The 26,794-nt window shown below is 68.3% G+C and carries 25 protein-coding genes and 1 tRNA gene; 16 read left to right on the top strand and 10 right to left on the bottom strand.

Annotated elements, in window-relative coordinates:
* Nucleotides 1-87: 87 nt before the first annotated feature.
* The 4 genes from HWD99_RS12600 to HWD99_RS12585 all read right to left on the bottom strand — a co-directional run bounded on the left by HWD99_RS12600 (nt 88) and on the right by HWD99_RS12585 (nt 3,929).
* Nucleotides 88-996, bottom strand: coding sequence for a hypothetical protein (locus HWD99_RS12600; RefSeq protein ID WP_241796596.1), 909 nt, complete (start codon nt 994-996; stop codon nt 88-90).
* Between the two features lie 118 nt (nt 997-1,114).
* Complete coding sequence (locus HWD99_RS12595; RefSeq protein ID WP_241796595.1) at nt 1,115-1,681, bottom strand: hypothetical protein; 567 nt, start codon at nt 1,679-1,681, stop codon at nt 1,115-1,117.
* 266 nt (nt 1,682-1,947) lie between these two features.
* The gene (locus HWD99_RS12590; protein WP_241796593.1) at nt 1,948-2,475 is read right to left on the bottom strand and encodes a hypothetical protein; all 528 of its coding nucleotides are present in this window, start codon (nt 2,473-2,475) and stop codon (nt 1,948-1,950) included.
* Between the two features lie 116 nt (nt 2,476-2,591).
* Nucleotides 2,592-3,929 (bottom strand): HNH endonuclease signature motif containing protein, encoded by a 1,338-nt coding sequence (locus tag HWD99_RS12585; protein ID WP_241796592.1) that lies wholly within the window; start codon nt 3,927-3,929, stop codon nt 2,592-2,594.
* Nucleotides 3,930-4,305: 376 nt separating this feature from the next.
* On the opposite strand from HWD99_RS12585, the gene HWD99_RS18785 reads away from it, so the two are divergent.
* From HWD99_RS18785 to HWD99_RS12555, 6 genes are all read left to right on the top strand, one after another.
* The gene (locus HWD99_RS18785) at nt 4,306-4,833 is read left to right on the top strand and encodes a phosphotransferase (RefSeq protein ID WP_374205473.1); all 528 of its coding nucleotides are present in this window, start codon (nt 4,306-4,308) and stop codon (nt 4,831-4,833) included.
* 39 nt (nt 4,834-4,872) lie between these two features.
* Nucleotides 4,873-6,681, top strand: coding sequence for an ABC-F family ATP-binding cassette domain-containing protein (locus HWD99_RS12575; RefSeq protein WP_241796589.1), 1,809 nt, complete (start codon nt 4,873-4,875; stop codon nt 6,679-6,681).
* A 122-nt stretch (nt 6,682-6,803) separates the two neighbouring features.
* The gene (locus HWD99_RS12570; protein ID WP_241796588.1) at nt 6,804-8,627 is read left to right on the top strand and encodes a Na+/H+ antiporter; all 1,824 of its coding nucleotides are present in this window, start codon (nt 6,804-6,806) and stop codon (nt 8,625-8,627) included.
* A gap of 93 nt (nt 8,628-8,720) precedes the next feature.
* Entirely contained in the window at nt 8,721-9,644 is a 924-nt protein-coding gene (locus HWD99_RS12565; protein ID WP_241796587.1) for a MetQ/NlpA family ABC transporter substrate-binding protein, read from the top strand.
* Nucleotides 9,645-9,744: 100 nt separating this feature from the next.
* On the top strand, nt 9,745-10,788 hold the full coding sequence (locus HWD99_RS12560; protein ID WP_241796586.1) for a methionine ABC transporter ATP-binding protein: 1,044 nt from the start codon (nt 9,745-9,747) through the stop codon (nt 10,786-10,788).
* Nucleotides 10,788-11,447: a methionine ABC transporter permease gene (locus tag HWD99_RS12555; protein ID WP_241796585.1), complete on the top strand. Its 660-nt coding sequence runs from the start codon at nt 10,788-10,790 to the stop codon at nt 11,445-11,447. The genes HWD99_RS12560 and HWD99_RS12555 overlap by 1 nt, the downstream gene beginning before the upstream one ends.
* 44 nt (nt 11,448-11,491) lie before the next feature.
* Here the strand turns inward: HWD99_RS12555 and HWD99_RS12550 are convergent, their stop codons facing one another.
* Both HWD99_RS12550 and HWD99_RS12545 read right to left on the bottom strand, forming a co-directional pair.
* A complete protein-coding gene (locus HWD99_RS12550; RefSeq protein ID WP_241796771.1) occupies nt 11,492-12,412 on the bottom strand; it encodes a pseudouridine synthase in 921 nt (306 codons plus the stop codon).
* Between the two features lie 18 nt (nt 12,413-12,430).
* Nucleotides 12,431-12,925: a MarR family winged helix-turn-helix transcriptional regulator gene (locus HWD99_RS12545; RefSeq protein ID WP_241796583.1), complete on the bottom strand. Its 495-nt coding sequence runs from the start codon at nt 12,923-12,925 to the stop codon at nt 12,431-12,433.
* Between the two features lie 72 nt (nt 12,926-12,997).
* Here HWD99_RS12545 and HWD99_RS12540 point away from each other — a divergent pair.
* The 6 genes from HWD99_RS12540 (at nt 12,998) to HWD99_RS12515 (ending at nt 18,573) form a co-directional block, all read left to right on the top strand.
* Nucleotides 12,998-13,069, top strand: a tRNA-Gln gene (locus tag HWD99_RS12540).
* Between the two features lies 1 nt (nt 13,070).
* A complete protein-coding gene (glmU, locus tag HWD99_RS12535; RefSeq protein WP_241796581.1) occupies nt 13,071-14,501 on the top strand; it encodes a bifunctional UDP-N-acetylglucosamine diphosphorylase/glucosamine-1-phosphate N-acetyltransferase GlmU in 1,431 nt (476 codons plus the stop codon).
* A 7-nt stretch (nt 14,502-14,508) separates the two neighbouring features.
* Nucleotides 14,509-15,543, top strand: coding sequence for a ribose-phosphate diphosphokinase (locus tag HWD99_RS12530; protein ID WP_241796577.1), 1,035 nt, complete (start codon nt 14,509-14,511; stop codon nt 15,541-15,543).
* An 85-nt stretch (nt 15,544-15,628) separates the two neighbouring features.
* On the top strand, nt 15,629-16,096 hold the full coding sequence (locus HWD99_RS12525; protein WP_120494003.1) for an FMN-binding protein: 468 nt from the start codon (nt 15,629-15,631) through the stop codon (nt 16,094-16,096).
* Between the two features lie 17 nt (nt 16,097-16,113).
* The gene (locus HWD99_RS12520; RefSeq protein ID WP_241796576.1) at nt 16,114-16,971 is read left to right on the top strand and encodes an FAD:protein FMN transferase; all 858 of its coding nucleotides are present in this window, start codon (nt 16,114-16,116) and stop codon (nt 16,969-16,971) included.
* Nucleotides 16,972-16,998: 27 nt separating this feature from the next.
* Nucleotides 16,999-18,573 carry a flavodoxin reductase gene (locus tag HWD99_RS12515; protein WP_241796575.1) on the top strand — a complete coding sequence of 525 codons (1,575 nt, stop codon included), beginning with the start codon at nt 16,999-17,001 and terminating at the stop codon, nt 18,571-18,573.
* Between the two features lie 164 nt (nt 18,574-18,737).
* Here the strand turns inward: HWD99_RS12515 and HWD99_RS12510 are convergent, their stop codons facing one another.
* Nucleotides 18,738-20,210 (bottom strand): cell wall metabolism sensor histidine kinase WalK, encoded by a 1,473-nt coding sequence (locus HWD99_RS12510; protein ID WP_241796574.1) that lies wholly within the window; start codon nt 20,208-20,210, stop codon nt 18,738-18,740.
* 26 nt (nt 20,211-20,236) lie between these two features.
* A complete protein-coding gene (locus HWD99_RS12505) occupies nt 20,237-20,965 on the bottom strand; it encodes a response regulator transcription factor (RefSeq protein WP_056280043.1) in 729 nt (242 codons plus the stop codon).
* A gap of 166 nt (nt 20,966-21,131) precedes the next feature.
* Between HWD99_RS12505 and HWD99_RS12500 the strand changes: the two genes are divergently transcribed.
* Nucleotides 21,132-22,619 (top strand): ABC transporter permease, encoded by a 1,488-nt coding sequence (locus HWD99_RS12500; protein WP_241796573.1) that lies wholly within the window; start codon nt 21,132-21,134, stop codon nt 22,617-22,619.
* A gap of 76 nt (nt 22,620-22,695) precedes the next feature.
* Entirely contained in the window at nt 22,696-23,421 is a 726-nt protein-coding gene (locus HWD99_RS12495) for an ABC transporter ATP-binding protein (RefSeq protein ID WP_241796572.1), read from the top strand.
* 70 nt (nt 23,422-23,491) lie between these two features.
* On the opposite strand, the gene gndA is transcribed toward HWD99_RS12495, so the two are convergent.
* Together gndA and HWD99_RS18560 are read right to left on the bottom strand one after the other, a co-directional pair.
* The gene (gene gndA / locus HWD99_RS12490) at nt 23,492-24,940 is read right to left on the bottom strand and encodes an NADP-dependent phosphogluconate dehydrogenase (protein ID WP_308220728.1); all 1,449 of its coding nucleotides are present in this window, start codon (nt 24,938-24,940) and stop codon (nt 23,492-23,494) included.
* Nucleotides 24,941-25,065: 125 nt separating this feature from the next.
* Nucleotides 25,066-25,191, bottom strand: coding sequence for a hypothetical protein (locus tag HWD99_RS18560; RefSeq protein WP_267238687.1), 126 nt, complete (start codon nt 25,189-25,191; stop codon nt 25,066-25,068).
* A 220-nt stretch (nt 25,192-25,411) separates the two neighbouring features.
* Here HWD99_RS18560 and HWD99_RS12485 point away from each other — a divergent pair, with 220 nt between their 5' ends.
* Entirely contained in the window at nt 25,412-26,023 is a 612-nt protein-coding gene (locus HWD99_RS12485; protein ID WP_241796571.1) for a 50S ribosomal protein L25/general stress protein Ctc, read from the top strand.
* A 117-nt stretch (nt 26,024-26,140) separates the two neighbouring features.
* Nucleotides 26,141-26,722, top strand: coding sequence for an aminoacyl-tRNA hydrolase (gene pth / locus HWD99_RS12480; RefSeq protein WP_241796570.1), 582 nt, complete (start codon nt 26,141-26,143; stop codon nt 26,720-26,722).
* The last annotated feature ends 72 nt before the right edge of the window (nt 26,723-26,794 follow it).

The raw sequence follows: 26,794 nt of genomic DNA, 5'->3' as shown, positions 1-26,794 counted from the left end.
CCATATCGGTCGACTTTTCACACCCCGCGCGGGCGAGCCGCTGGCGGAAAGCGGCAGTCCTGTCGGAGGACGTCCGCACACGGTGCGCTAGCCCCAGAGGGGGTCGTCAGGATCGGGAGAGTCTGTGCCGTCGGCATCTGTCATGATGCGCGCTTCAGCGATCCACGACGTCAGAGGGCCATCGCGGAGGAGATGAGGTCGCGGTGTGTCGAGCAAAGCGGAGGCGGTCACCTGGTCCAGCGGCTCATCGCTCGCGATAATGACGACATTGCCGAGCGGCCCTTCCGCATCTTCCGGCTCTGCGTCGAGCACGACAGCGACGTGATCGAACACGGTGCTCAGGGTCGCGGCCTGTCGTCGTGAGTATTCGAACGGATGCCCGTCGAGCAGGTTCACGGCGACCACGCCCGCTGCTGCGGAGCGCGCGGCGACCCGGCGATAGAACTCCTGGCTGGCCACACGATGCCGGATGACGGCGGCATCCCAGAGATCGACGACGGTGAAGCACGCCTCCACCCAATCGGTGTCGATTGCGGTGCGATAACTCGCTGCGTCGTCAAGTCCGGGGGACGGAGATGACTGCACCGGCGATGGCTTCTCATTCGGCAGAGCGGCGTCCGCGACCGTCCGAGCGTCACCGAGGATGACTCGTATGTCAGACCCGGGAGGCAGTGGCAGCGCGTCGATGACGGCGGCGTAGAGCGCGGGTTCGAACTCCACCACCAGCTGAGGTGATCCGGCGCGCGTCGCCTGGACGTAGCGTGCCAGCGTGAGTGCTCCCGCCCCCAGATGCACGGTGAACAGCGGCGCATCAGGCTCGGCGGCGGCATCCATTGCGCGGGCGATGTGTTGGGTGTAGCTGTACTCGAGGGCGGTGGGTTCGGTGATCGAGACGACGGACTGCGCAATTCCATCCACGCTGAGCTCGAAGCGACCGGGTCGCCTTCTCGACTGCACCAGCTTTGCCTTGCGGTTGGCTAGTGAGAGCGAGAACACCCGGCGACTCCATGGCACCTGTCTAGTTTAAGCCGGAGGGGATCGGTCGGCGGCTGCCTGTCGAGGAGCAGAGAGCCGTAGGCGAATTTGCTCTCGGAAGGCTGCTGTGGTGCGTTCTTCAGCAGCCGACGCCGGCCGGGTTCTCGTCGCAGGTGTGGGCGACGAGCGCGGTGCGCGCCTCGAGGATGCGGATCTCCTGCGTGGCGCCACTGGTCGTGAGCTGCCCGGGAATGTCGATCCATCCGCCGCCGAGATCCACCTGCGCGGTGTATCGGATGTCCACCCGGGCCGGGTACACGCCCGGTTCGCGATAGACGTGGCTGGTCGGGGTCGGCGTGAACTGTGCCTGACCGAGCGCCTCCCACGTGTGCCCTGGCGTCGTGAGTGTCGCGGAGCTGCCGTCACCGTACGTGTAGTCGTATCCGGCCGGGACGAACCGCACGCGCAGTGGTACGCCGAACAGCTCGCCATCTTCGATCTGCGGTGTCGCAGCGGCGGTGAAGTTGGTCGGCATCCCGGCGATCCCGACGTTTCCGGGTTCGGCGGTGGCGAGGACGGATGCCGGGGCGAACCGCGCCAGGTCGGAGATGACGATCGTCGGAGTGCCGGTCGCCGGCGGGGTCGTCGGCGGGGCAGCGGGTGGGTTCCGACGGGGTGCGCATCGCGTGGTGCCCGAGTCGTCCATGCACGCCGCGAGATCGATCGCCTCCTGGCTCGGCCCCGACGGTGCGCCGGGGCCGGATGGGCCTCCGTTGCTTCGGCGTGTGCCCGTGCTCGGGTTCGTGCCCTGCTGCTGTTGCGTGCCCGAGATCGTGAGGGACGAGCTGTCGGTTGAGCCGCAGAGGCCCAGCAAGAGTGTGTCAGGGGAACAGCCGCCGGCTGCGAGCGCTACGGGGGACGCGATGAAGTCGAGCGCTGATAAGACGATGATGCAGGCCAAGAACTTGATTCTCAGCATGGGTCGTCGTCCATCGGCAACGCATCGGAGATCAAGAGAGACTCGCCGTTACCTATCAAGACCACCGCGAGCGCGACCGTGTTGCCTCGCTCGGCAGGCGTGACATTGGCGCCGGCGCGATCCAGCAGCGACAGCGCGGACACATCCGTGCAAACAGTCAGCCTGATTGTCACTGCGTTCGAGTAGAACTCGCTCGATTCGAGCATGAGTGAATCGATCGTTGCCGTGCCCACTGCCGATAGGCCATTCGACACAAGCGTGTTCTGCGTGTCTATGTCTACTTCGAGAGCACCCCCAGTCAAGAAACGCTGCGGATCGGCGTCGGGATCGCCTGCCCGTCGTTCATTCAGCGCATCGTTGTACGCCCGGTACACCTCTTCCGCCGCCGCGAACGCCTCTTCCTCGCTGGCGAAGGCGGGTGTCGGCGTGGGCACCGGCGCCGGCTCCGGTGCGCATCCCAGCAGTGAGCTGAGAGCGATCGCAACCATCGCGACGGCCGCACTTCTTGCGCGCGTGGTCATCGGTCGGGGAGCGGGCGAGGGTCTCGAACGAGGAGGGGTCACCGCGCCACCGTAGTCAAAGCGTGGTGAGTGCCGCCGCAGTTATCCACAGCGCCGCGCGGCGATCAGCGCCTTCGTCAGAACGGCGCGCGTGCAGCATCCTCCGTCACGGTGAAGGTCACCGTGTTCGGTGCAGGAGGGGTGTCGACGTAGGTTCGGCCGGTGGGGCTCGTCCACTCCATGACCCCGCCGGGTTTCTGCTCGACGTGCCAGGGGGAGTGGTGTTTCAGAACATGATGTCGTCGACAGAAGGACGCGAGGTTCGTATCGCAGGTCGCGCCACCCGTTGACGCCGCGTGGTTGTGGTCGAGATCGCATTTGCGAGCCGCAATCCCGCAGGTGGGGAAGCGACATCGTTGGTCACGCGCACGCAGGTGTCTGCGCAGGTGGCGACTCGGTCGATATCGGTCGACCGCGAGCACTCGACCGCTGATCGGATGCGTCAGCACCCGATCCCACCCCTTCGTCTGGCCGGCCATGGTGCGTGCGGTGTCGACATCGATCGGGGTCCGCCCGTCGAGTTCGGCGGGCGGCGCCGCATCGGCATCCGACGCTGCGTCCGCATCGTCGTCCATCAGGGTCGTCACCGGAACTGTGATCTCGATCCGCGCACTGATAGCTCCGAGCAGTCCGTCTTCGCTGTCGTGACCGGTCGGCTGGCCGCTGAGCACGAGATCGGCGAGCAGGTCGGCACGGATCTCATCGACCGTTCGATCATCCGCCTCGAACTCGCTGCCGTCGCGAGCTGCCTGTCGCTTCGCGCGAAGGTTCTCGTTGCGCAATGCGTGCGCCATCTGCGAGAGACGGTCGAACATGCCGTGGACGAGCGCGGCGGGCGCGTGCGTGTGCAGCGCCGCCATCCCGTCTTCGCCATCCGTGACCCATACCCGTCGCTGAGACCTGGCTCGCCGGTGTCGCTCTGACACGGTCGTCGGAGCGAATCGCTCGGCGACTCGCCGTGCCAACGCGCGCAGACGGTTGGGCGACTCCGTCTCGGCGATCGGGAGGATGACCGCGGAGTACTTCTCGCGATCTCTGGGTGACGCGATGCCCGACCCCGCGTCGATGATCACCCTGGAGTGCGCCGGGCTGATCCGCCGCGCCCCCTGAGCGGCCCACACATCCGGAAACTGATCGACCAGCAGCTCCGCGGCGGCCATCCGCCGCTCGATCGTGCGGTCGCTGACGTGCTGCACTGCAGCGATCTCGGCCGCGATCGTCCTGATCGAGTGGTCGCCTCGATCAGGGTGATCGCCCTGCTTGGCGATGTCGATCGCCAGCCGAGCGGCGATCGCCAGCAACCCGTCACGCGCGGCGCTCATGCTGCTGAGCGTCGCCTCCGCGACCTCCAGCGCGGCGACGAGATCGGCGAGATTCGCCATCTGCGTGTCCGTCGCGTCGAGCAGTGCTGTCATGCCATAAGTAAATCAGGGACCACCGACATTCGAAGATAAATACGAGACATTCCGATCTTGACATGATCACGGAAAGGTAACGAAAGCGTGCGACACTGGCGGCATGCTTCTCCACGTGATCGACACCGGAACAGGCCCGCGCCTGGTCGCGGTCGGTCGGAACGCAACCCGCACGTCACGATCGAGCAGGCGGCGGCCTCCGTGGTGAACACGGTCTGAGACCTCGGCCCCGGGCGCCCGCGCGCAGCCGTCGGCCATTCCTACGGAGCGACAGTTCTCGCGGCCGCCGCCGAGATGTTGCAGCCCGACCTGTCCGTGTACGTCGACGCGGCCCTCTCCCTGACCGGAGGACACGACCGCGCGGCCCTCACAGCGCATACGCGCGCGACCGTGGAGCGCGCCTGACTCCGGAGGGTCTGCTCGCATCCCGCCCCTTCTATCCCGTGCAGGATGCCGAGGTGGAGGCCCGCGCCGCCGCACTCTTCGACCCGACCCATGGGCGCGGTCAGACAGGATCGCCTGGGAAGAAGAGGACTTCCCGTCGGTCCGCACGCTCCAGCACCTCGCCACAGCCTTCCGCCCAGTGGATGCTCCGGCCCAGATCATCCACGGCGATCTCCTCGGCAACGTGATGTTCGAATGGGGTCAGCCACCGGCGATCATCGACTGGGCTCCGTATTGTCGGCCGGCCGGATTCGCCGACGCGATCGTGCTGGCTGACGCCACGTGCTGGCATGGTCTCGCGCCGTCGGACATGCTGCGGCTCGCAGACGAGAGAGCAGAGGGCCGCCAGCACATCGTCCGCGCCCTCGTGTTCCGCATCGCGACCTTCGAGCTCCTTGGCATCTGGGATGCCGAGATGGAGTCGCGCCACGCTCCCGCTGTCGCCGCCGCGCTCGCCTGACCGGTCCGCACAGCCCACACGACTACCCTGGAAAGCGATATGGCACATCTTCTCGGGGCAGAAGCCCTTCACCTTGAATACCCGACGAGGGTCGTCTTCGACTCCGTGACCCTCGGCATCGAAGAAGGTGACCGCATCGGCATCGTCGGCCGCAACGGCGACGGCAAGTCGAGCCTCCTCGGCATGCTGGCCGGTCGCAAGGAGCCGAACTCCGGCCGCGTCACCGTGCGCGGTGGCACGACCATCGGTGTCCTCGATCAAGCCGACACTCTCGACGACACGCTGACCATCAGCGCCGCGGTCGTCGGCGACACCCCTGAATACGAGTGGGCAGGCGATCCTCGCATCCGCGACGTGATCGAGGGGCTGCTGAAGGATCTTCCCTGGGACGCCGAGATCGGCTCGCTCAGCGGTGGGCAGCGTCGTCGTGTCTCGCTCGCCAAGCTGCTGACGGGCGACTGGGACGTGATCGCCCTCGACGAGCCCACCAACCATCTCGACGTCGAGGCCATCACCTGGCTGGCCGGTCACCTGAAGAAGCGGTGGAGCTCCAACTCCGGCGCGCTCATGGTCGTCACGCACGACCGGTGGTTCCTCGACGAGATCTGCACCGAGACGTGGGAGGTGCACGACCGCATCGTCGAACCCTTCGAGGGCGGCTATGCGGCCTACATCCTGCAGCGCGTCGAGCGCGACCGGATGGCGGCAGCCACCGAAGCCAAGCGTCAGAACCTCGCGAAGAAGGAGCTCGCCTGGCTGCGCCGGGGAGCACCGGCTCGCACAGCGAAGCCGAAGTTCCGCATCGACGCGGCCAACGAGCTGATCGCCGACGTGCCCGAGATCCGCGACAAGATCTCGCTGCAGTCGCTCGCCGTCTCGCGCCTGGGCAAGGACGTCGTCGACCTGCTCGACGTCGGAGTGACCTACCCCACCGCCGACGGCGGCACGCGGGAGGTGCTCCGCGATGTCGAGTGGCGCATCGCGCCGGGGGAGCGCACCGGAATCCTCGGAGTCAACGGAGCCGGAAAGTCCACGCTCCTCGGACTCATCTCGGGGACGGTGGAGCCCACGGTCGGTCGCGTGAAGCGTGGCACCACCGTGAAGGTCAAGACCCTCACCCAGCGCCTCGACGAACTCGAAGACGTGCGGCGCGAGCCGGTGCGGGTCGTGATCTCGCGGCTGCGCACCTCGTACACGATGGGCGCCGGATCGAAAGCGCAGGAGCTCACGCCAGGGCAGCTCCTCGAAAGGCTCGGCTTCGACTCCGCGCAGCTCTCCACCCCGGTGAAGGATCTCTCCGGAGGTCAGCAGCGTCGTCTCCAACTCCTGCTCGTGCTCCTCGACCAGCCCAACGTGCTGATCCTCGACGAGCCGACCAACGACCTCGACACCGACATGCTCGCGGCGATCGAGGACCTGCTCGACTCGTGGTCCGGAACTCTGCTGGTCGTCAGCCACGACCGGTACTTCCTCGAGCGCGTCACCGACCAGCAGTACGCGATCCTCGACGGTCACCTGCGGCACCTTCCCGGAGGCGTCGACGAGTACCTGCGGCTGCGGCAGCTGCAGACGTCCGCGCCGGGCAAGTCGCAGACAGCCGTCAACACCGCGAAGACCCCTCGGCTTGACGGTGCAGCCCTGCGCTCGGCACAGAAAGAGGTCTCGGCACTCGAGCGTCGCATCCAGAAGCTCACACAGCAGGTGGACCGGGCGAAGCAGGCCCTCGCGGATCACGACCAGTCGGACTTCGCGGGCCTCGGCGAGAAGATGAAGACGATCAGCGATCAGCAGGCCGAGATCGAGGAGCTCGAACTCCGCTGGTTCGAGCTGACCGAAGAACTCGACTGACCTCACCCTGGCGAACGCGCCGCCGCGGGAATACGGTGGCCCTGCGAGACGCTGTGCTCTGGGCGGGGTTCGATGCCGACAGGGATCGCACAGCTTGATCCTGCGGTACCCGGGAGGCTCAGATGGAAGGACTCGAGGTCACCGTCCTGATCGGACTCACGATCCTCGTCGGCGCACTGATCGCGCCTCGCGTGCGGCTGGCGCTGCCGCTGGTGCTCGTGATCCTCGGGCTGCTGCTCGGCTTCGTCCCGCAGCTGCGGGAGATCCAGCTGCCGCCGGAGACCGTGCTGCTGCTGTTCCTTCCCGTGATGCTGTTCTGGGAGAGCCTCACCACTTCTCTGCGCTCGATCCGGCGGGACTTCCGCTACATCCTCCCGATGAGCACCCTGCTCGTCGTGGCATCCGCGTTCGCCGTCGCCGGCGTCGGACTGCTGTTCGGGATGCCGTGGGAGACCGCGCTCATCCTTGGAGCCGCCGTCGCCCCACCCGACGCCACGGCGGTCGCCGCGCTCGGACGCTTGCTTCCGCGACGACTGTTCATGAAGCTCAAGGCCGAGAGTCTCACCAACGACGGCACGGCGCTCGTGCTGTACGCGATCGCAGTCTCGCTGGCGCTCGGCGGCCAGGTCACCCCGTGGTCGGTGACGATGTCCGTCCTCATGTCGTACGTCGGCGGCATCGCGGCGGGCGCCGTGATCGCGGCCCTCGGCTACCTGCTGCTGCGTCGCACGTCGTCGACGGTCGTGATCAACGTCACGCTGCTGTTGATCCCCTTCTCCGCGTTCCTGCTCGCTGAGATCGTGCACGCCTCGGGCGTCCTCGCCGTCGTGGTCGCCGGCCTCGTCGTCGCTTATGTGTCGCCCCGGGTGACCACGGCCTCGTCGAGGCGTCAGGCCGATGCGGCCTGGCCGTTCGGGGTCTTCCTCCTCAACGGCGCCCTCTTCGTGCTGATCGGACTCGAGGTGCAGTTCGTCGCCCACGAGATATCCGCCGCGGCGATCGGGCGCCTCGTCCTCATCACGCTCGGCGTGTGGGTGACGCTGCTGATCGTGCGCTACCTGTTCCAGCTGATGAACATGCCCTTCCAGCGTCGCACGGGGGCGAGACCGTCCGCGGGGGCGAGAGCCCGGTCGATGGCGGTGTCCACCGTGGCGGGGATGCGCGGTGCCGTGTCTCTCGCGATCGCGCTGTCGGTTCCTGCGGCCAGCGCCACCGAGGGCGAGATCGCCGGGCGAGACGAGATCGTCTTCGTCACCGCGGGGGTGATCCTGCTCAGCCTCCTCGTGCAGGGACCGCTGCTGCCGGCGATCGTCCGCTGGGCGCGCTTCCCCGTCGATCACGCGGAGGACGAGGAGTACGAGCTCGCCGAACGCGCCATCTCCGGTGCCGCCCTCGCGGCGCTCGACGACCTCGCCACCGAGCATGGGATCGGTCAGGAGATCCGCGACAAGGTCCGCGCCGAGGGCTACCAGATGCTCGAGTTCTCGAACGCCCGTGCTCTCGCGCGCGAGCAGGAGGTCGTGGATGCCGAGGCGCGCGCTCTCGACGAGCTCCTCGACGAGCCCGACCCGCTCGGCGTCGACGGTTCCGGGGCGCCGGGGGGAGCGGTCGGCATCGGAGGAACGATCGTGGCAGGCCCGGCGGTCGCCGGCACAGACGCCGTCGACCCGGCGTCCGCGCCGGCCTCGGACTCGGGCGATGCCACGGTCGAGGTGAGAACGCTGCAGATGATCGCGACATCCGCCGACGTCGACGTGATGCAGCGCTCGCCGCTGCTGCGCCACGAGGAGCACACGCGCCTCAAGCTCGCCCTGCTCGATCGCAAGCGCGAGGTCCTGCTGGGCCTGCGTCGCAGCGGCACGGTCGACGACATCGTCGTGCGCCGGATCTCGGCCCGACTCGACCTCGAACAGGTGCGCCTGCAGGGCATCGAGGAGTATGACTGACCGGCTGTGACGCTCTGTGACGTCACGATTCTCCGAGATCGTGTATGAGTGCCTAACGTGTTCGAGTCCCCCAAGAGAGGAACCCGAACACCCATGTCCTTCACAGCATCCCGCCGGACCACGTCCGTCATCGCCGCGCTCGCCGCGGTCCCGCTCTTCGTCGCCCTCGCGGGCTGCGCGACGGCATCCTCCGACGCCGGCTCCGGTGACACCGGATCGGCCGAGAACGAGACCGTCAAGGTCGGCGTCGTCGGCAAGGGCGACGCCCAGTGGGCGCCGTTCGTCGAGGCTGCGGCCGAAGAGGGCATCACGGTCGAGCTCGTCGACTTCGGCTCCTACGAGCAGCCGAACCCTGCGCTGACCGAGGGCGAGATCGACCTCAACCAGTTCCAGCACATCGTGTACCTGGCCGACTACAACGTGAACTCCGGCTCGGACCTCACGCCGATCGGCTCGACCGCCATCTACCCGCTCGGCCTGTACTCGAAGAAGTACGACGACGTCGACAGCATCCCCGAAGGCGAGACCGTCGCCGTTCCGGATGACGCATCGAACCAGGCGCGCGCTCTGCTCGTGCTCCAGTCGGCGGGTCTCATCGAGCTGAAGAGCGGCGGCACGATCTTCTCCGACGTCGCCGATGTCGACACCGACAAGTCCAAGGTCAAGGTCACGGCACTCGAGGCCGCCCTGATCCCGACCTCGCTTCCCGACGTCGCTGCAGCGATCATCAACAACGACTTCGTGCAGGATGCGGGTCTGACGTTCGACGACGCGATCGCTCAGGACGACCCGGAGGACCCGAACGCGCTGCCGTACGTGAACATCTTCGCGGCCCGCGCTGATGACGCGGACAACGAGACCTACCTCAAGCTCGTCGAGATCTTCCAGACCAACGAAGACGTCCAGGCCGGTCTGCTCGAGTCGTCGGGCGACACCGCGGTGCCGCTGCGGACCCCGGTCGAGGACCTCGTGTCGTCGCTCGAGAAGGTCCAGAAGGACACCGAAGCACAGAAGTGAGTCAGGCGGGAGGGAAACCCCCCGCCTGATGCGAGAGAATCGGGTGGCGCTGCGTGCGTCACCCGATTCTTCGTTCCCGAAGCAGACCGGAGCAGCACACATGCCCATCGTGAGCCTGACCAACGTGTCGAAGGCATACCCCGCCCGCACTCCGGGTGACGGCGAGATCGTCGCCGTCGACGACGTCACTCTCGACATCGAGAAGGGTGACGTCTTCGGCATCATCGGATACTCCGGGGCGGGCAAGTCGACGCTCGTGCGCCTGATCAACGCCCTCGAGCCGGCCACCGGAGGCACGATCCTCGTCGACGGGGTGGACGTCACCGCCCTCCGGGAGAGCGAGCTGCGCAAGGTCCGCGGGGGGATCGGCATGATCTTCCAGCAGTTCAACCTGTTCGCCTCCCGCAGCGTCAAGGCCAACATCGCCTACCCGTTGAAGCTGGCGGGATGGTCGAAGCCCGACATCGAGAAGCGCGTCACCGAGCTGCTGTCCTTCGTCGGACTGTCCGACAAGGCGAAGGCCTATCCCGAGCAGCTGTCCGGCGGTCAGAAGCAGCGCGTCGGCATCGCCCGCGCTCTCGCCACCGACCCGGCGATCCTGCTCGCCGACGAGGCCACGAGCGCACTCGACCCGCAGACCACGCACGAGGTGCTCGACCTGCTCAAGCGCGTCAACCAGGAGCAGGGGGTGACGATCGTGGTCATCACGCATGAGATGGACGTCATCCAGACCATCGCGACCAAGGTCGCCGTGATGGAGAACGGCCGGGTGATCGAGCAGGGAGACGTGTTCGACGTGTTCTCGGCTCCGCAGAATCCTGCCTCGCAGCGGTTCGTGGGGACGGTCGTGAAGGGCATCCCGACGCCGTCCGAACTCTCCGTGCTCCGGGATCGGCATCAGGGGCGTCTCGTCACGTTCTCGTTCCGCGACGGCGACTCGTCGCAGGCGCAGGTGTTCCTCGACCTCGCCGGCGCAGGGCTCGACTTCGAGCTCGTCTACGGCGGCATCAACGACATCCGCGGTCGTGCCTTCGGGCACCTCACGCTCGCGATCCGCGGCGACGGCGCGGTGATCGACCGCACTCTCTCCGCCATCGCCGACCGTGTCGAAGTGACCGAGATCGCCGGAGAGGAGGCGCGCTGATGGATCGTCTGAACGAACTGTGGCCCGAGTTCTGGAAGGCCGCGCTCGAGACGCTGTACATGACCTCGTTCGCGCTGGTGCTCGGCGGGATCCTCGGTCTCGCGATCGGCGTGATCCTCTACGTCACCCGCCCCGGCGGCCTCGCGCAGAACAAGCCGGTCTCGGTCGTCGCCAACCTCGCCGTCAACTTCTTCCGCCCCATCCCGTTCGTCATCTTCATGGCGGTGGCGCAGCCGTTCGCGCGGGTCGTGGTCGGCACGGGCATCGGCACCACGGCGGGTGCCTTCATCATCGGCCTCGCCGCGGCGTTCGCGATCGGCCGCATCGTCGAGCAGCACCTCGTCTCGGTCTCACCCGGAGTCATCGAGGCTGCGCGCGCGATGGGGGCCGGCCCCTGGCGCATCCTGTTCACGGTCGCGATCCCCGAGTCCCTCGGGCCCCTCATCCTGGGGTACACGTTCATCGTCGTGGCGCTCATCGACATGACGGCCATGGCCGGTCTGATCGGCGGCGGCGGCCTCGGCGCCTTCGCCCAGATCTACGGCTTCCGCCAGTTCGAGCCCCTCGTCATGTGGGCGGCCATCATCCTCATCGTGGTCTTCGTCCACCTGGTGCAGATGCTCGGCACGCGGCTGGCGCGCAAGGTCATGCGCCGCTGAGAGCAGCGCTCCCACGCCCGCCCTCGGGCGCGGGGGCGGGGACGCTACCGCGCGGGCGGCGCGTAGCGCAGCGTGCGGCCGGAGGTGAACACGCGCGCCTCGCCGCTGAGCGGGTCGGTGAAGTGCAGCTCTCGGGCGAGAAGCTGCAGCGGCCGGTCGAAGTCGTCCGGAACCTCGCCCCGGAGCTCCGGGTAGAACGGGTCGTGCAGGATGGCGAGGCCCAGCGCCGCGAGGTGCACCCGCAGCTGATGCATCTTGCCGCTGTGCGGGCGCAGCAGCGTGTGCACCACGTGCGAATCGTCGTCGAGCACCTCGATCAGGGTCTCGGCATTGGGCTCGCGTTCGTCGTCGACGCGCACCTTCAGCTCGCCGCGCAGCTTGGAGATGTGGTTGCGATACACGAGCGGGAAGCGGGATGCGTCCCAGTCGGCGGGGCGAGCGGAGACGGCCTCGTAGACCTTCTGCACCTGTCGACTCTCGAACATGAACTGGTAGGGCCCCCGGGACTGCGGTCGGGCCGAGAACATCAGCAGACCCGCCGTCGCGCGGTCGAGCCGGTGGATCGGCACCAGCTCGGGATTGTCGAGCAGATTCCGCAGACGGATGAGCGCGGAGTTCTGCAGGAACTTGCCGCCGGGTGTGGTCGGCAGGAAGTGGGGCTTGTCGATGACCACGAGGTCGTCGTCCTGGTGCAGGACCTCGAGCTCGACCGGCAGGTACGTCTCCGCGGGAGGATCCCGGTAGTACCAGATGAACTCCTCGACACCGAGCGGTGTGTCGCGCGCGAGGGGTCTGCCGTCGCGAGCCACGATCTCGCCCCGGTCGAAGCGCGCCAGCAGACCTTCGGGATCGAGGTGGAAGAAGCGCTCGATCATGTACGCGCCGACGGTCGGCCATTCGCCGCTCATCGGCACGTGCAGGCGGGTCGCGCCGACGCCGTCGCGCACGGGAAGAGGTGATGCCATGGCCATGTCGTCAGACCTTCACGCGTCGAAGCTCAGGCTGAGCTTGCGCAGCAGCCCCGCCAGGCGATCGCGGTCGCCGCGTGAGAGCGCCTTCAGCAGCTCGGCCTCGACGTCGACGAGGCGTGTGATCGCGGCATCCACCCTGATGCGCCCGTCATCGGTGAGCGTCACGAGCACGCTGCGTCCGTCGGCGGGGTCGGCCTCGCGGCGCACGAAGCGCCGACCGACCAGGCGGTCGATGCGGTTGGTCATCGTGCCGCTCGACACCAGGGTCTGCTGCAGCAGCTGCTTGGGGGAGAGCTGGAACGGCGATCCCGCGCGGCGCAGCGCCGAGAGCACATCCCACTCCCACGCCTCCAGATCGCTGCGGCGGAAGACATCGCGCCGGGCGCGATCGAGCAGGCGGGTCAGTCGATCCATCCGCGACAGCACCTCGAGGGGCGAGAAGTCGAGGTCGGGGCGCTGCGTGTTCCAGGCGCCGACGATCCGGTCAACCTCATCCGCCTCAGTCATCCCTCCATTATCGCGGGTGGCAGTCATGCGGACGTGGCAGACTTGACCCCGCGGCTCCCTCGGGCGCCGTGGTCCGCCGTGGTGTAATGGCAGCACGACAGCCTTTGGAGCTGTGAGGTCTAGGTTCGAGTCCTGGCGGCGGAGCATGACTGTGAACAAGCTCGCCATCATCGTCCTCGCCGCGGGGCAGGGCACGCGCATGCGCTCTCGGCTGCCGAAGGTGCTGCATCCGATCGCCGGGCGACCGCTGGTCGGGCATGTGCTGACCACGGCCACGCGGCTGGGCGCCGACCACATCGAGGTCGTCGTGCGGCACGAGCGCGATCAGGTGGTCGCGGCGCTCACCGAGGCCTACCCGGCCGCGGTGTTCGTCGATCAGGACGAGATCCCGGGCACGGGTCGTGCGGTGCAGGTGGCCGTCGAGCAGCTTCCCGCAGACTTCGACGGCGACGTGCTGGTGCTCTCGGGCGATTGCCCGCTCGCGGATGCCGACACGCTCTCCGCCTTCGTCTCGGAGCACCGGGCATCCGGCGCACCGGCGACACTCATGACCGCAGTGGTCGACGACCCCACCGGGTACGGCAGGGTCATCCGCGACGTCGACGGCGGCGTCGACCGGATCGTCGAGCAGAAGGACGCGGATGCCGATGAGGCGGCCGTCCGCGAGATCAACGCGGGCATGTACGTCTTCCGCGCGGCCACTCTGCGCACCTACCTGCCCGAGATCGGCGTCGACAACGCGCAGGGCGAGATGTACCTCACCGATGTCCCCGGCCTCCTCCGCCGCGACGGCGACCGCGTGGGCGCCTCGGTGGTCTCCGACGTCACGGTCACATACGGCGTCAACGACCGCGCACAGCTGGCGCTGGTCGGACGCCTCCTCAACGAGCGGATCGTGCGACGCTGGCAGCTCGAGGGCGTGACGATCATCGACCCGGCGACGACCTGGATCGACGACGATGCGACGCTCGCCCCTGACGTCACGATCCTTCCGAACACGCACATCCTGAAGGCGACGATCATCGCCGAGGGCGCGATCATCGGACCGGACACGACTCTCGTCGACTGCGAGGTGGGGGAGGATGCGATCGTCCGTCGTACCGACGCCACGCTCGCCGTGATCGGCGCCGAGGCCACCGTCGGCCCGTTCTCTTTCCTGCGCCCCGGCACCGTGCTCGGCGCCAAGGGCAAGATCGGCGCCTACGTCGAGACGAAGAACGCGGAGATCGGCGAGGGCAGCAAGGTCCCGCACCTCTCGTACGTGGGCGACGCGACCATCGGGCGCGGGGTGAACCTCGGCGCGAGCACCATCACGGCGAACTACGACGATGTGAACAAGCACCGCACGGTCGTCGAGGACGAGGTGCACACCGGCTCGCACACGACCCTCGTCGCGCCCGTTAGGCTGGGAGCTGGCGCCAAGACAGGTGCCGGCGCCGTGGTCCGCAAGGATGTGCCCGCCGGATCGCTTGCCATGAGCGTCGCCCCTCAACGCAACATCGAGGGTTGGGTCGAGAAGAACAGGGCAGGCACGGGCGCGGCAGACGCCGCAGCCCGATCCCGAGTCGCGGAGTAGGCAAACGATGGCGCGCAAGAAGAAGACGGTCGATCTGGACCGAGACAACGGCATCGCACCCGGACTGGTCGCCAAGACGAAGAAGCGGCTCGTCGTCGCGGGTGGTCGTTCGCACCCTCAGCTGACCGACGCCGTTGCTGCGGCGCTGGGCACCGAGGTCGTTCCGACCGAGCACCGCACGTTCGCGTCGGGAGAGATCTACGCCCGGTTCGACGTCTCGATCCGCGGCTGCGACCTCTTCCTCATCCAGACCTTCGGTGAGCCGGTGAACGAGTGGCTCATGGAGGCGCTGATCATGATCGACGCCGCCAAGCGCGCATCGGCCAAGCGCATCACGGTCGTCGCCCCGTACTATCCGTATTCGCGTCAGGACAAGAAGGGCCGCGGTCGCGAGCCGATCAGCGCCCGTCTCGTCGCCGACCTGCTCAAGACGGCCGGCGCCGACCGCGTGATGAGCGTCGACCTGCACGCCGCGCAGATCCAGGGCTTCTTCGACGGCCCTGTCGATCACCTCTTCGCCAAGCCCGTGCTGCTGGACTACTTCGAGCGCACGCTGAGCCCCGCCGACCGCGAGATCCTCACGGTCGTCTCGCCCGACATGGGCCGCGTCCGTGTCGCCGACACCTGGTCGGACAGCCTCGGCGCCCCGCTGGCGATCATCCACAAGCGTCGCGACCCCAAGGTCGCCAACCAGGTCTCGGTGCACGAGATCGTCGGCGCGGTCGAGGGACGGACGTGCCTCCTCGTCGACGACATGATCGACACCGGCGGCACGATCGTGAAGGCCGCCCAGGCGCTCAAGGCGAACGGTGCGCACCGCGTGATCGTCGCGGCGACGCACGCGATCTTCAGCGACCCGGCATCCGAGCGCCTGCAGGACGCCTCGATCGACGAGGTCGTCATCACCGACACGATCCCGCTGACCGAGTCGCGCCGCTGGGAGAAGCTCACGATCCTCCCGATCGCCCCGCTGCTCGCCCGCGCGATCCACGAGGTCTTCGAAGACGGATCCGTGACGAGCATGTTCGGCGGAGACGCATAAGGAACCCCTGAATCGGACACAGCCCGCACATAGATGCTGTCCCTACGGTCGAATCAACACACCGATCAAGGCCGGGAGGACCATCATGATCCGCACGACTGTACCGACTTCTGTTCGCAAGGGCGCAGCTCTCGCCGGCGTCGCAGGACTCCTCGTCCTCGCGGGATGCTCCGGCACGGCCGACGCCGAAGACCAGTCCACCGACACCGGAACCGACACGAGCACCGAATCGACCGATTCGGGAGCGTCGACCGGTGACTACAGCGACGGAACCTACACGGCCGACGGCTCGTACCAGACGCCGGAGACGGTCGAGTCCATCAGCGTGACCCTCACGATCGCCGACGGCGTCGTGACCGAGGTCGAGGTGACGGGCGACCCGAAGGCTCGCGAGACCGAGCAGTACCAGGGCCAGTTCATCGACGGCATCTCTGACGAGGTCGTGGGCAAGTCGCTCGACGAGCTGAACGTCAGCCGCGTCGCCGGCTCGTCGCTCACCAGCGGTGGGTTCAACGAGGCCGTCGACTCGATCAAGGAGCAGGCCGCCGCCTGAGGCGCCTGACCACGGCCATGGCGATCTGGCGCTTCGACGCGATCGGCACGACCTGGGAGATCGAGACATCGAACGAGCTCGGCGCCGACGAACGACAGCTCGTCAGCGCCGAGATCGATCGGTTCGACCGGGGGTGGTCGCGGTTCCGGTCCGATTCCGCGGTCACGCGCGTGGGCCGCGACGGCGGGTCGATCTCCTCGCGGGATGCGGGGGCGATGCTCGACGCCTATCGCGAGCTCTCCCAGGCGACAGCGGGAGCGGTCAACCCGCTCGTCGCCGACAGCCTCTCGGCGCTCGGATACGACGCGTCGTACTCGCTCGTGGCGAGCGATCCGATCGCCGCGCCGCGAGACTGGAGCGACCGCCTCCGGTGGACGGCGGGGGAGGTCACGGCATCCGCTCCGGCGCTCGTCGATGTGGGTGCACTCGGCAAGGGACGTCTCGTCGACCTCGTGACCGACGTGCTCGCCGAGGTGCCGGGTGATCTCGTCGTCGACGCCGGCGGAGACATGCGGGTGCGCGGCGGCGCGGTGCGCATCGGTCTCGAGCATCCGTACGACGCGACCAGAGCGATCGGCGTGATCGAGCTGCAGGATGCGGCGCTGTGCGCCTCGGCGGTCAACCGCCGCGCCTGGGGAGAGGGGCTGCACCATGTGCTCGACGCCCGCACCGGCGTACCCGTGCGCACTTGGGCGGCGACCTGGGCGATCGCCGCAGATGCGATGAGAGCGGATGCCGTCGCCACCGCGCTGTTCTTCGACGGTGGGCCCGAGCTCGCCGCGTCCTGGGATGTCGAGTGGGTGCGCATGTCGACCGACGGTCGCGCCGAGCGCTCGCCCGGATGCCCCGCACACCTGTTCACCGCACGCCCCTGACCCCCGGAACTAGGGAAGAGTAGACCCGTGATCACCTCCCTCACCGCCCTGCGCCAGCGCGTCCTGGCACTGCTCGGCGGCATGTCGATGTACCGCCTGGTGCTGTTCGCCCTTTCGGCGCTCGCCCTCATCGCCCTCGTGCTGTCGATGCTCGGCGTGATCGTCTCGCCCGCACCGCTCGAGATCATCGCCTCGTTCGTCGTGCTCGCGGTCGTGATCTCGCTCGTGGATGCGGTGGCGCAGCGCATCCTGCGCCTGCCGTGGCGCATCGAGTCATCGCTCGTCACCGCCCTGATCCTCCTCTTCGTCCTGCGACCGGGGATCGAGCCGACGGCGCTGCTGGGCCTCGCGATCGCCGGTGCCGTCGCGAGCCTGTCGAAGTACCTGATCGCCTGGCGCGGACGTCACATCCTCAACCCGGCGGCCTTCGGTGCCGCCGTCGTGTCGATCCTCGGCTCCTTCGGTGCCTTCGAATGGCTCGGAACGTCGTCGTCGTGGTGGGTCGGCACGCCGTCGCTCGTCGTCCCGGTCGTGATCCTCGGACTCGCCGTCCTGTGGCGCACCGAGAAGGTGCGGATCGTCGTGCTCTTCCTCGTCGTCGCGATCGCGGTCTCGGTGCTGCGGCAGGCGGTGCAGGCGCAGGAGTTCTCGATCGCGTTCGATCTCGGATCCGCGCTCTCGTTCGCGCTGCTGCAGTCGCCGTTCCTGTTCCTCGGCGCGTTCATGCTGTCGGAGCCGCTGACCCTGCCGCCGCGCCGGTGGCAGCAGTTCTCCGTGGCGGCGCTCGTCGGAGTGCTCGCCGGGTGGCCGATCGAGGTCGCCGGGCTCTTCACCCTCGGGCAGGAGCGTGCCCTGTTGATCGGCAACCTGCTCGCCTTTGCCTTCGCCCTGCGCGGGTCGGTGCGCCTCGTGCTCGAGAAGCGGCAGTTCATCACCCCCACGGCGCAGGAGCTGACGTTCCGCGCAAAGGGCAAAGTCCGCTTCCTTCCCGGTCAGTACCTCGAACTCGACGTACCGCACCACCGACCCGACGCACGAGGCACCCGTCGCGAGTTCAGCATCGTCTCGGCTCCGGCCGACCTGCCGACGCTGCGCATCGCTTACAAGAACGGCGACCAGACGCATCCGTCGAGCTACAAGCGCGCTCTCGCCGCAGCCGAACCGGGGGCCGCGCTCGCGGTGACCGGAACCTGGGGGGACTTCCTGCTGCCTCGTGCCGAGACACCGGTGCTGATGGTCGCCGCGGGTATCGGCGTGACCCCGTTCGTCTCGCAGCTGCGCCAGCTGCAGCTCACGGGGCAGCAGCGCGATGTGGTGCTCGTCTACGTGGCATCCGACAGCGCCGAGCTCGCCTTCCGCGACGAACTGGCCGCGACGGGTGCACGCGTGGTCGTGTTCACCCGTGACGAGCCCGCAGACCTTCCGGCGCACTGGACCTGGGCGGAGGGCGCTCGACTCGATGCCGACCACCTCGAGCTGTACGTGCCCGACCTCGCCACGCGTCACTCGTACATCTCCGGTCCGCCGCGGCTGATCGCCGACCTCGCCCCGGCCCTCCAGAAGGCCCGTTCGCTCACGACCGACGCCTTCGCGGGTTACTGAGCCGGCGTCCGGGGCTGCTGCTCCGCCGTCGGGCTCGCAGTTCTCCCGGCTCGGTTCTGCAGTTCTCCCGGCTCGGCTCTGCGGTTCTCCCGGCTCGGCTCTGCGGTTCCGCGGTCTTCCGCTCCACAGCGCCCGGGGCCGCTCGACTCCGGGCGCTGCGCCGTTCACTCGGCGGCGGTGGCGGGAGAGATCGGGATGCGGACGGTGAAGGTCGTGTCGCCCGGCTGACTCGCCACCGTGATGTGGCCGCCGTGGCCCTCGACGATGGCCTTCGCGATCGCGAGGCCGAGGCCGGTGCCTCCGGTCTGACGGGCACGCGAGCTGTCGCCCCGGGCGAACCGTGCGAAGAGCTCCTCGCGGACCGCCGGATCGATGCCGGGTCCGTCGTCATGCACGCGGATGACGGCATCGTCGCCTTCACGGCTCACCCGCAGAGTGATCGACGTGCCGGCCGGTGTATGCGTGCGGGCGTTCGCGAGCAGGTTGGCGACCACCTGGTGCATCCGCCCCGCGTCTCCCATGATGACGATCGGCTCTTCGGGCACGTCGATGTTCCAGTGGTGGTCGACTGCCGTGGGGCGGGCGTCCGAGAGGCCCTCGAGCGCCAGCTGGGTGAGGTCGACGGTGCCGTAGACGAGTTCGCGGCCCTCGTCGAGCCGGGCCAGCAGCAGCAGATCCTCGACGAGACGGGTCATGCGCAGCGACTGCGCCTGGATGCGTTCGAGGGATGTCGTGGTGCCCTCGATCGCGGCCTCGCCGCCCTGCTGCTTCAGTGCCCGCAGGGAGAGCTCGGAATAGCCGCGGATCGATGACAGCGGGGTGCGCAGCTCGTGGCTCGCGTCGGCGACGAACCGGCGCATCCGCTCCTCGTTCTTCTGCCGTGCCGCCAGCGAGGTGTTCACGTGGTCGAGCAGGGTGTTCAGCGAGGCGCCGACGAGACCCGTCTCGGTGCGGGGGTCGGCTTCGGAGGCCGGCACGCGTTCGGTGATCTGCACCTCGCCACGATCGAGCGGCTGGTTCGCGACCCGTGTCGCGGTCGCGGCGACAGCGCGCAGCGGTCTGAGGCCGACCCTGATGGTGATCGCGGTGGTCAGCGCGAGCAGGATCAGACCCCCGAGGGTCGCCAGCACGATGACCGTCAGCAGAGTGGTCAGCTGATTCTGGATGTCGGTGCGGGGCAGGCCGGTCACGACGTTGACGCCGTTGGGGGCCTGCTGCACGACGACGAGGTAGGAGCCGAAGTCGTCGAGCGTGACCGTGCCGACTCGGCGCCCGTTGAGCGCCGTGTCGATCCGCGCGAGGTCGGCGCTCGTCAGCGTCTGCGAGACGCCGCTCAACTCGCCCTTGGTGTCGGGGAAGACGACGCCGCTGGTGCCGCCCGCGGTGCTCGACACGGCGAGCAGGATGCCCGGGGGAACCCGTGAGCCCTGGCCCTCGAAGATGGCGTCGACGTTCGCGTACTTGGCTGGCACGCCGCCGACCACCTGGGTGACCTGAGAGGAGTATCCGGTCACCTTGTCCTGGAGCTGCTGTTCGAGCGTCCCGCCGAGCAGCGCGCTGGTGATCACCGCGACGATCACGAGGATGAGCGAGACGAAGCCGATCACGGCTGTCATCAGCCGTGTCTGCAGGCTCATCGGGCGCCCTGCCATCCTCGTGGTGCTCACTGCGGTGCCTTGATCATGTAGCCGACACCGCGCACGGTGTGCAGCAGCGGCGTGCGCCCGGCATCGATCTTCTTGCGGAGGTAAGAGATGTAGAGCTCGACGACCGACGATTTGCCGCCGAAGTCGTAGCTCCACACCCGGTCGAGGATCTGCGCCTTCGAGAGGACGCGGCGCTCGTTGCGCATCAGGTAGCGGAGCAGTTCGAACTCGGTCGCGGTCAGCTCGATCTCGGTCCCGTCGCGCATCACCTCGTGGCTGTCCTCGTTGAGCGTGAGGTCGGCGACGCGGAGGATCGACTGGCCGTCATCGGCTGTCGCGTGCCCGGTGCGGCGGATGATCGCGCGCAGACGGGCGATGACCTCCTCGAGGCTGAACGGCTTCGTGACGTAGTCGTCGCCGCCGGCCGTGAGCCCGGCCACTCGGTCACCCACGGCATCCTTCGCGGTGAGGAAGAGCACGGGGACGAGGCTCCCCGATTCGCGCAGGCGCCGGAGCACGGCCATGCCGTCGAGGTCGGGCATCATGATGTCGAGCACCAGTGCGTCCGGCTCGAACTCACGCGCGACCTGCAGCGCCTCGAGACCCGACGATGCCGTGCGCACCTCCCAGCCCTCCATCCGCAGTGCCATCGCCAGCAGATCGGTGAGCATCTGCTCGTCGTCGACGGCGAGGATGCGGAGGGGCGAGCCGTCGGGGCGGCGCAGTTCGGGGAGATCGGTGCTCATGAGTACATTCTGCGGAATCGCCTATGGAGTTTCTATGGAACGCGCTATGCGTCTCCTGTGAGGTGGTCCGTCCATAGAGTTCTCATCACCCGCCCCTCGATCTCGCAAAAGTCCGCTTCCTAACGTCGACATCGGCCCGCGAGAGGCGCGCGGCGGAAGGAGAGACATGTACGGCACTTATCTGCGGCGAGAGCTGGCGGGCCGCAAGAAGCAGACCTGGATCGTGGCGATCGGACTCGCGATCGCCATCGCACTGGTGATCATCGTGAACGCGCTCACCGCGGGCGTGCGAGACGCCCAGGCACAGGCGCTGGAGTCGGTGTACGGCGTCGGCACCGATCTGACGGTGACCGGCGCCGCGGCGGAACCGGGCGAGGGCGGCGGTCAGCGATTCGACTTCGGCGCAGACGAGGGAGCGACCGACGGCGACACGACCACGCTCAGCCAGTCGACGCTGCGCACCGACTTCATGCGCGGGACCCTCGACGCCTCGGTGCTCGACTCGGTGACGTCGACGGACGGGGTCACCGCGGCGACGGCAGCGCTCAGCCTGACGAACTCGACGTTCTCCGGTGAGCTGCCCAGCGGAGGCTTCGGTGCGGAGGATGGCTCGACCGAGGGGACAGCGCCGAGCGAGGGGACAGCGCCGACCGAGGGGCAGACGCCGCCGCAGGACGGCGCCGGTGGTGGCGGCTCGTTCGGAGTCGACTCGTTCACCGTGCTCGGGATCGACCCGGCCGCCGTGTCCGTCGGGCCTCTGGCGTCCGTCGAGGTCAGCGACGGTCGCGCACTCGACGGCGACGACGCCGGCGCGCTCGTCGCCCTCGTCGACGCGACCTACGCTTCGACCGCGGAGATCGCGGTGGGAGACACGATCGACGTCGCGGGGTCGGACGTCGAGGTCGTCGGCATCGTGGCATCCACGTCGGACTCCGCCGACACCGCGGCGAACGTCTACCTGCCCCTCGACACGGCGCAGGAGCTCTCGGGCGCCGGTGATGTCATCTCGACCGTCTACGTGCAGGCCGAGTCGGCGGCATCGATCGACGCCGTGCAGAGCGCCCTCGCCGAGGAGCTGCCGGAGGCGACGATCACGTCGCAGTCCGAGCTCGCCTCGACCGTGTCGGGATCGCTCTCCAGCGCCACGTCGCTGATCACGAACCTGGGTACGTGGCTCTCGATCATCGTGCTCGCGGTCGCCGTGCTCCTCTCGGTGCTGCTCACGCTCTCCGGTGTCTCGCGGCGCACCCGTGAATTCGGCACGCTCAAGGCGATCGGATGGTCGAACGGACGCGTCGTGCGTCAGGTGGCCGGGGAGTCGATGGTGCAGGGACTCCTCGGGGGAGCGGTGGGCCTGGCGCTCGGCCTTGCGGGCATCCTCGCGATCAACCTCATCAAGCCCACCATCGCCGCGAGCAGCACCTCGGCCGCTGCCCAGGGCGGGCCCGGAGGCATGGGCGGTCCGACCGGAGGCGGTGGGCAGATGTTCCAGGCGCAGCAGACCGCCGACATCGTGCTGCAGGCCCCCTTCACCCCGTGGGTCCTGGTCGCGGCCGTCGGCCTGGCGGTGCTCGGGGGACTCGTCGCGGGAGCGTTCGGTGGCTGGCGCGCGGCGCGCCTCAGCCCGGCCGAGGCCCTGCGATCCGTCGCCTGAGCGGCGGCACCTCGTCAGGGTCACGGACCGGCGAGCACGGACACAGACAGCAGATCACACGCAGAAGGAGAAGGACATGACCATCGCAGACACCACGCAGGCGACGGCGCACACGGATGCGGAAGCTCCGGTGTACCGGGCGCAGAACGTCACCCGCACCTACACGCAGAAGGGGCGCACGGTGAAGGCGCTCACCGGGGTCGATCTCACGATCCTCCCCGGGGAGTTCGTCACGATCCAGGGGCCGACCGGGGGAGGGAAGTCCACTCTGCTGCAGATGCTCGGGGCGCTCGACAAGCCGTCGTCCGGCTCCCTGCGACTCGGCGACATCGAGCTCGCCTCGGCCTCCCCGCGAGAGCTCAGCAGGATCCGCGCCGAGGAGATCGGGTTCGTGTTCCAGGGCTTCAATCTGATTCCGACGCTCACCGCCGCGGAGAACGTGGACATGGCGCTCGAGCCGACATCGCTCGATGCGGGGGAGCGCCGGAACCGGGTGTCGGAGGCGCTCGCGCATGTCGGCCTCGCCGATCGAGGCGATCATCTGCCCACAGAGCTCTCCGGGGGGCAGCAGCAGCGCGTCGCGATCGCGCGGGCGATCGTCAAGCGACCTCGCGTGCTGCTGGCCGACGAGCCGACGGGCAACCTCGATGAGAGCATGCGCGACGAGATCCTCGCCCTGCTCGAAGGGCTCTGCGCCGAAGGCATCACGATGATCGTCGTCACGCACGACTCCGCGGTCGCCCGCCGCGCCACACGGCGGCTGCGACTCGCGAAGGGGTCGGTGCAGGACATCACCCGGTGAGGGACAGCGGACGAGAGACGACGAAGGCCCCGGCGGAACCGCCGGGGCCTTCGTCTTGTCCGAGACTCGCTCAGTGCGTGTCTTCGGCTTCGATCTCTGTGCGGTCGCCCGACCACTGCGTGTGGAAGGTGCCCGGCTTGTCGATGCGCTTGTAGGTGTGCGCGCCGAAGAAGTCGCGCTGTCCCTGCACGAGGGCTGCGGGAAGGCGGTCGGCGCGGATGCCGTCGTAGTACGACAGCGACGACGAGAACGCCGGAGCGGGGATGCCCGCGGTCGCTGCGGCGATGACGACGCGGCGCCAGGAGGCCTGGCCGCGCGTGAGCGCCTCGGCGAAGTACGGCGCCGACATGAGGACCGGCAGGTCCGGGGTCTCGGCGTACGCGTCGGCGATGCGGTTGAGGAACTGGGCGCGGATGATGCAGCCGCCACGCCAGATCTTGCTGATCGCGCCGAGGTCGATGTTCCAGCCGTACTCCGCTGCACCGGCGCGGATCTCGTCGAAGCCCTGCGAGTAGGCGACGATCTTCGACGCGTAGAGCGCGAGACGGACGTCCTCGATGAATGCGGCCTCGTCGGTGACGGTGAACTCCTCGTCCGGACCGGGGAGGGCGCCTGCGACGGCGCGCTGCTCGGGGTGCGACGACAGCGAACGGGCGAACGTCGCCTCGGCGATGCCGGAGACGGGGACGCCCAGCGACAGGGCGGTCTGCACGGTCCATGCGCCGGTGCCCTTGGCGCCGGCCTGGTCGAGGATGACGTCGACGAGCGGCTTGCCCGTCTCGGCATCCACCTGGCGCAGCACCTCGGCGGTGATCTCGATGAGGTAGGACTCGAGCTCGCCCGTGTTCCACTCGGCGAAGATCTCGGCGATCTCGGCGGGGGTCTTGCCGGTGCCGCGGCGGATGAGGTCGTAGGCCTCGGCGATCAGCTGCATGTCGGCGTACTCGATGCCGTTGTGCACCATCTTGACGAAGTGGCCCGCGCCGTCGTGTCCGACGTGCGTGACGCACGGCTCTCCCTCGGCGATCGCGGCGATCGACTTCAGGATCGGGCCGAGGGTGATCCAGGACTCGTCCGAGCCGCCGGGCATGATCGACGGACCGGTGAGCGCGCCCTCTTCGCCGCCCGAGATTCCGGCGCCGACGAAGTTGACGCCCGTCTCGCGCACGGCCTTCTCGCGACGGATGGTGTCGGGGAAGTAGGCGTTGCCGCCGTCGACGATGATGTCTCCGGGCTCGAAGACCTCGAGCAGCGAGTCGATCACGGCGTCGGTGGGGCCGCCGGCCTTGACCATGATGATCGCGGTGCGAGGCTTCTGCAGCGAGTCTGCGAACTCACGGTACGTCTTCGCCGGGATGAACCCTGCTTCGGGGTGCTCCGAGACGAGCGTCTCGGTCTTCTCGTAGCTGCGGTTGAAGATCGCCACCGTGTTGCCCTCGCGGCTGGCGAGGTTGCGGGCGAGGTTCGAACCCATGACGGCGAGTCCGACGACTCCGATGTTCGCTGATGCTTCGGGCACAGATGGCTCCTAGATCGAGAAGTGGGGGATGCTTCCAGGGTATCGCGGCGCTCGGGCGGCGGCGGCGTTGTGACGTCCGGTGGAGAGCCGTCGGACGAGGAAGCCGGGCACCCGCGCGGCGGCGATCAGTCCTTGCGGTATCCGGAGCGGCCGAGCGAGAAGAGTGCGCCGAAGGTGGCGACGGCGGCGCAGAGCGACATGGCTCCGATGACCCAGGCGATCGCGTGCGAGAAGAAGACGCCGTCGAGCATGAGGAACTCCATGTTCTGCGAGAGGGAACGGTGTCTTCAGCCTATCGGGTCATCGGGTACCATGAAGGGAGTACCTCGGCGAGGGATGAGTGCGCGTGCGCGCGAATCCGTTATCGACGCGGCGAAGCAAGCCCGGTGGCTTCTTTCACGTGTCTGCGTTCGAGAGCTGTTCCATAGACCACCGCGCGGCTGCTCGCTGCGTGCCCCGAAGGAGAACCCCATGTCTGAAGACACCAAGGTCCAGGCCGAGCTTCGCGAGAACTTCGGCAAGGGCTTCGCCCGCCGCCTCCGCGCCGCCGGCAAGATCCCCGCCGTCCTCTACGGCCACGGCACCGAGCCGGTGCACGTCGCGCTGCCGGGCCACCAGGTCTCGCTCATCATCCGTCGCGCGAACGCCCTGCTCGAGCTCGACATCGAGGGCAAGAACCAGCTCGCCCTGGTCAAGGACGTCCAGAAGGACCCCGTGCACCAGATCATCGAGCACATCGACCTCCTCGTCGTGAAGAAGGGCGAGAAGGTCGCGATCGACGTCCCGATCGTCGTCACGGGCGAGTCGGCCCCCGGCACGATCGCCAACCTCGACGCGACCACGCTGTCGATCGAGGCCGAGGCCACCCACATCCCGCAGAACGTCGAGGTCTCGGTCGAGGGTCTCGAGGACGGTGCGCACATCACGGCCGCCGACGTCACGCTGCCCAAGGGCTCGTCGCTGCTCAGCGACCCCGAGGTCCTCGTCGTCGCGATCTCGATCCCGGCAGAAGAGCCGCTCGAAGAGGACGAGGCCGCTGACGCCGATGCCGAGGCTCCCGCCGAGGAGGCCGCCGCGGAGTGATCTCCGTCGGCGCAGCACTCAGCTGACTGCATCACAGAGGGGGCGCGAGCAGATCGCGCCCCCTCTGTCGTATCCTGACCCGGGTCGCACCAACCCGAACCCCGAGAGGACGACGGCATGGCATCCACCTGGCTGGTGGTGGGGCTCGGCAATCCCGGCCCGCGATACGAGGCGACCAGACACAACATCGGTCAGATGGTGATCGATGAGTTGGCATCTCGCCGGAACGAGACCTTCCGCGAGCACAAGGGCGGAGCGCGCGTCGTCGAGACCTGGCTGCGACCCGGGGGCGACAAGCTCGTACTCGCCAAGCCGAACACGTTCATGAACGTCTCGGGCACCCCGGTCGCTGCTCTCGCGCGGTTCTACTCCGTACCACCCGAGCAGATCATCGTCGTGCACGATGAGCTCGACATCCCCTTCGACACCGTCAAGCTCAAGATCGGCGGCGGGCACGGCGGTCACAACGGCGTGCGCGACATCGCCAGGGCGATCACGACGCCCGAGTTCCCCCGTGTCAGGGTCGGCATCGGCCGGCCTGTCGGGCGCCAGGATCCCGCTGACTGGGTGCTGTCGCCGTTCGGCAAGGACGAGCGCGCGAATCTGCCGATCCTCGTCTCGGACGCCGCGGACGCGGTCGAGCTGCTCGTCGCCGAAGGGCTCCTCGCCGCACAGCAGAAGCACCACGCGCCGCGCTGACCGGGTGTCGCCGGTGCCCCGCGTCAGCGACGCCCCAGAGGCGAAGGGCGCCGTATCAGGACCAGGCGCATT

Origin of the sequence: Microbacterium sp. C5A9 (assembly GCF_022627955.1) — a bacterium.
Lineage (GTDB): Bacteria > Actinomycetota > Actinomycetes > Actinomycetales > Microbacteriaceae > Microbacterium.
This window is presented reverse-complemented; position numbering and strand designations above follow the sequence as displayed.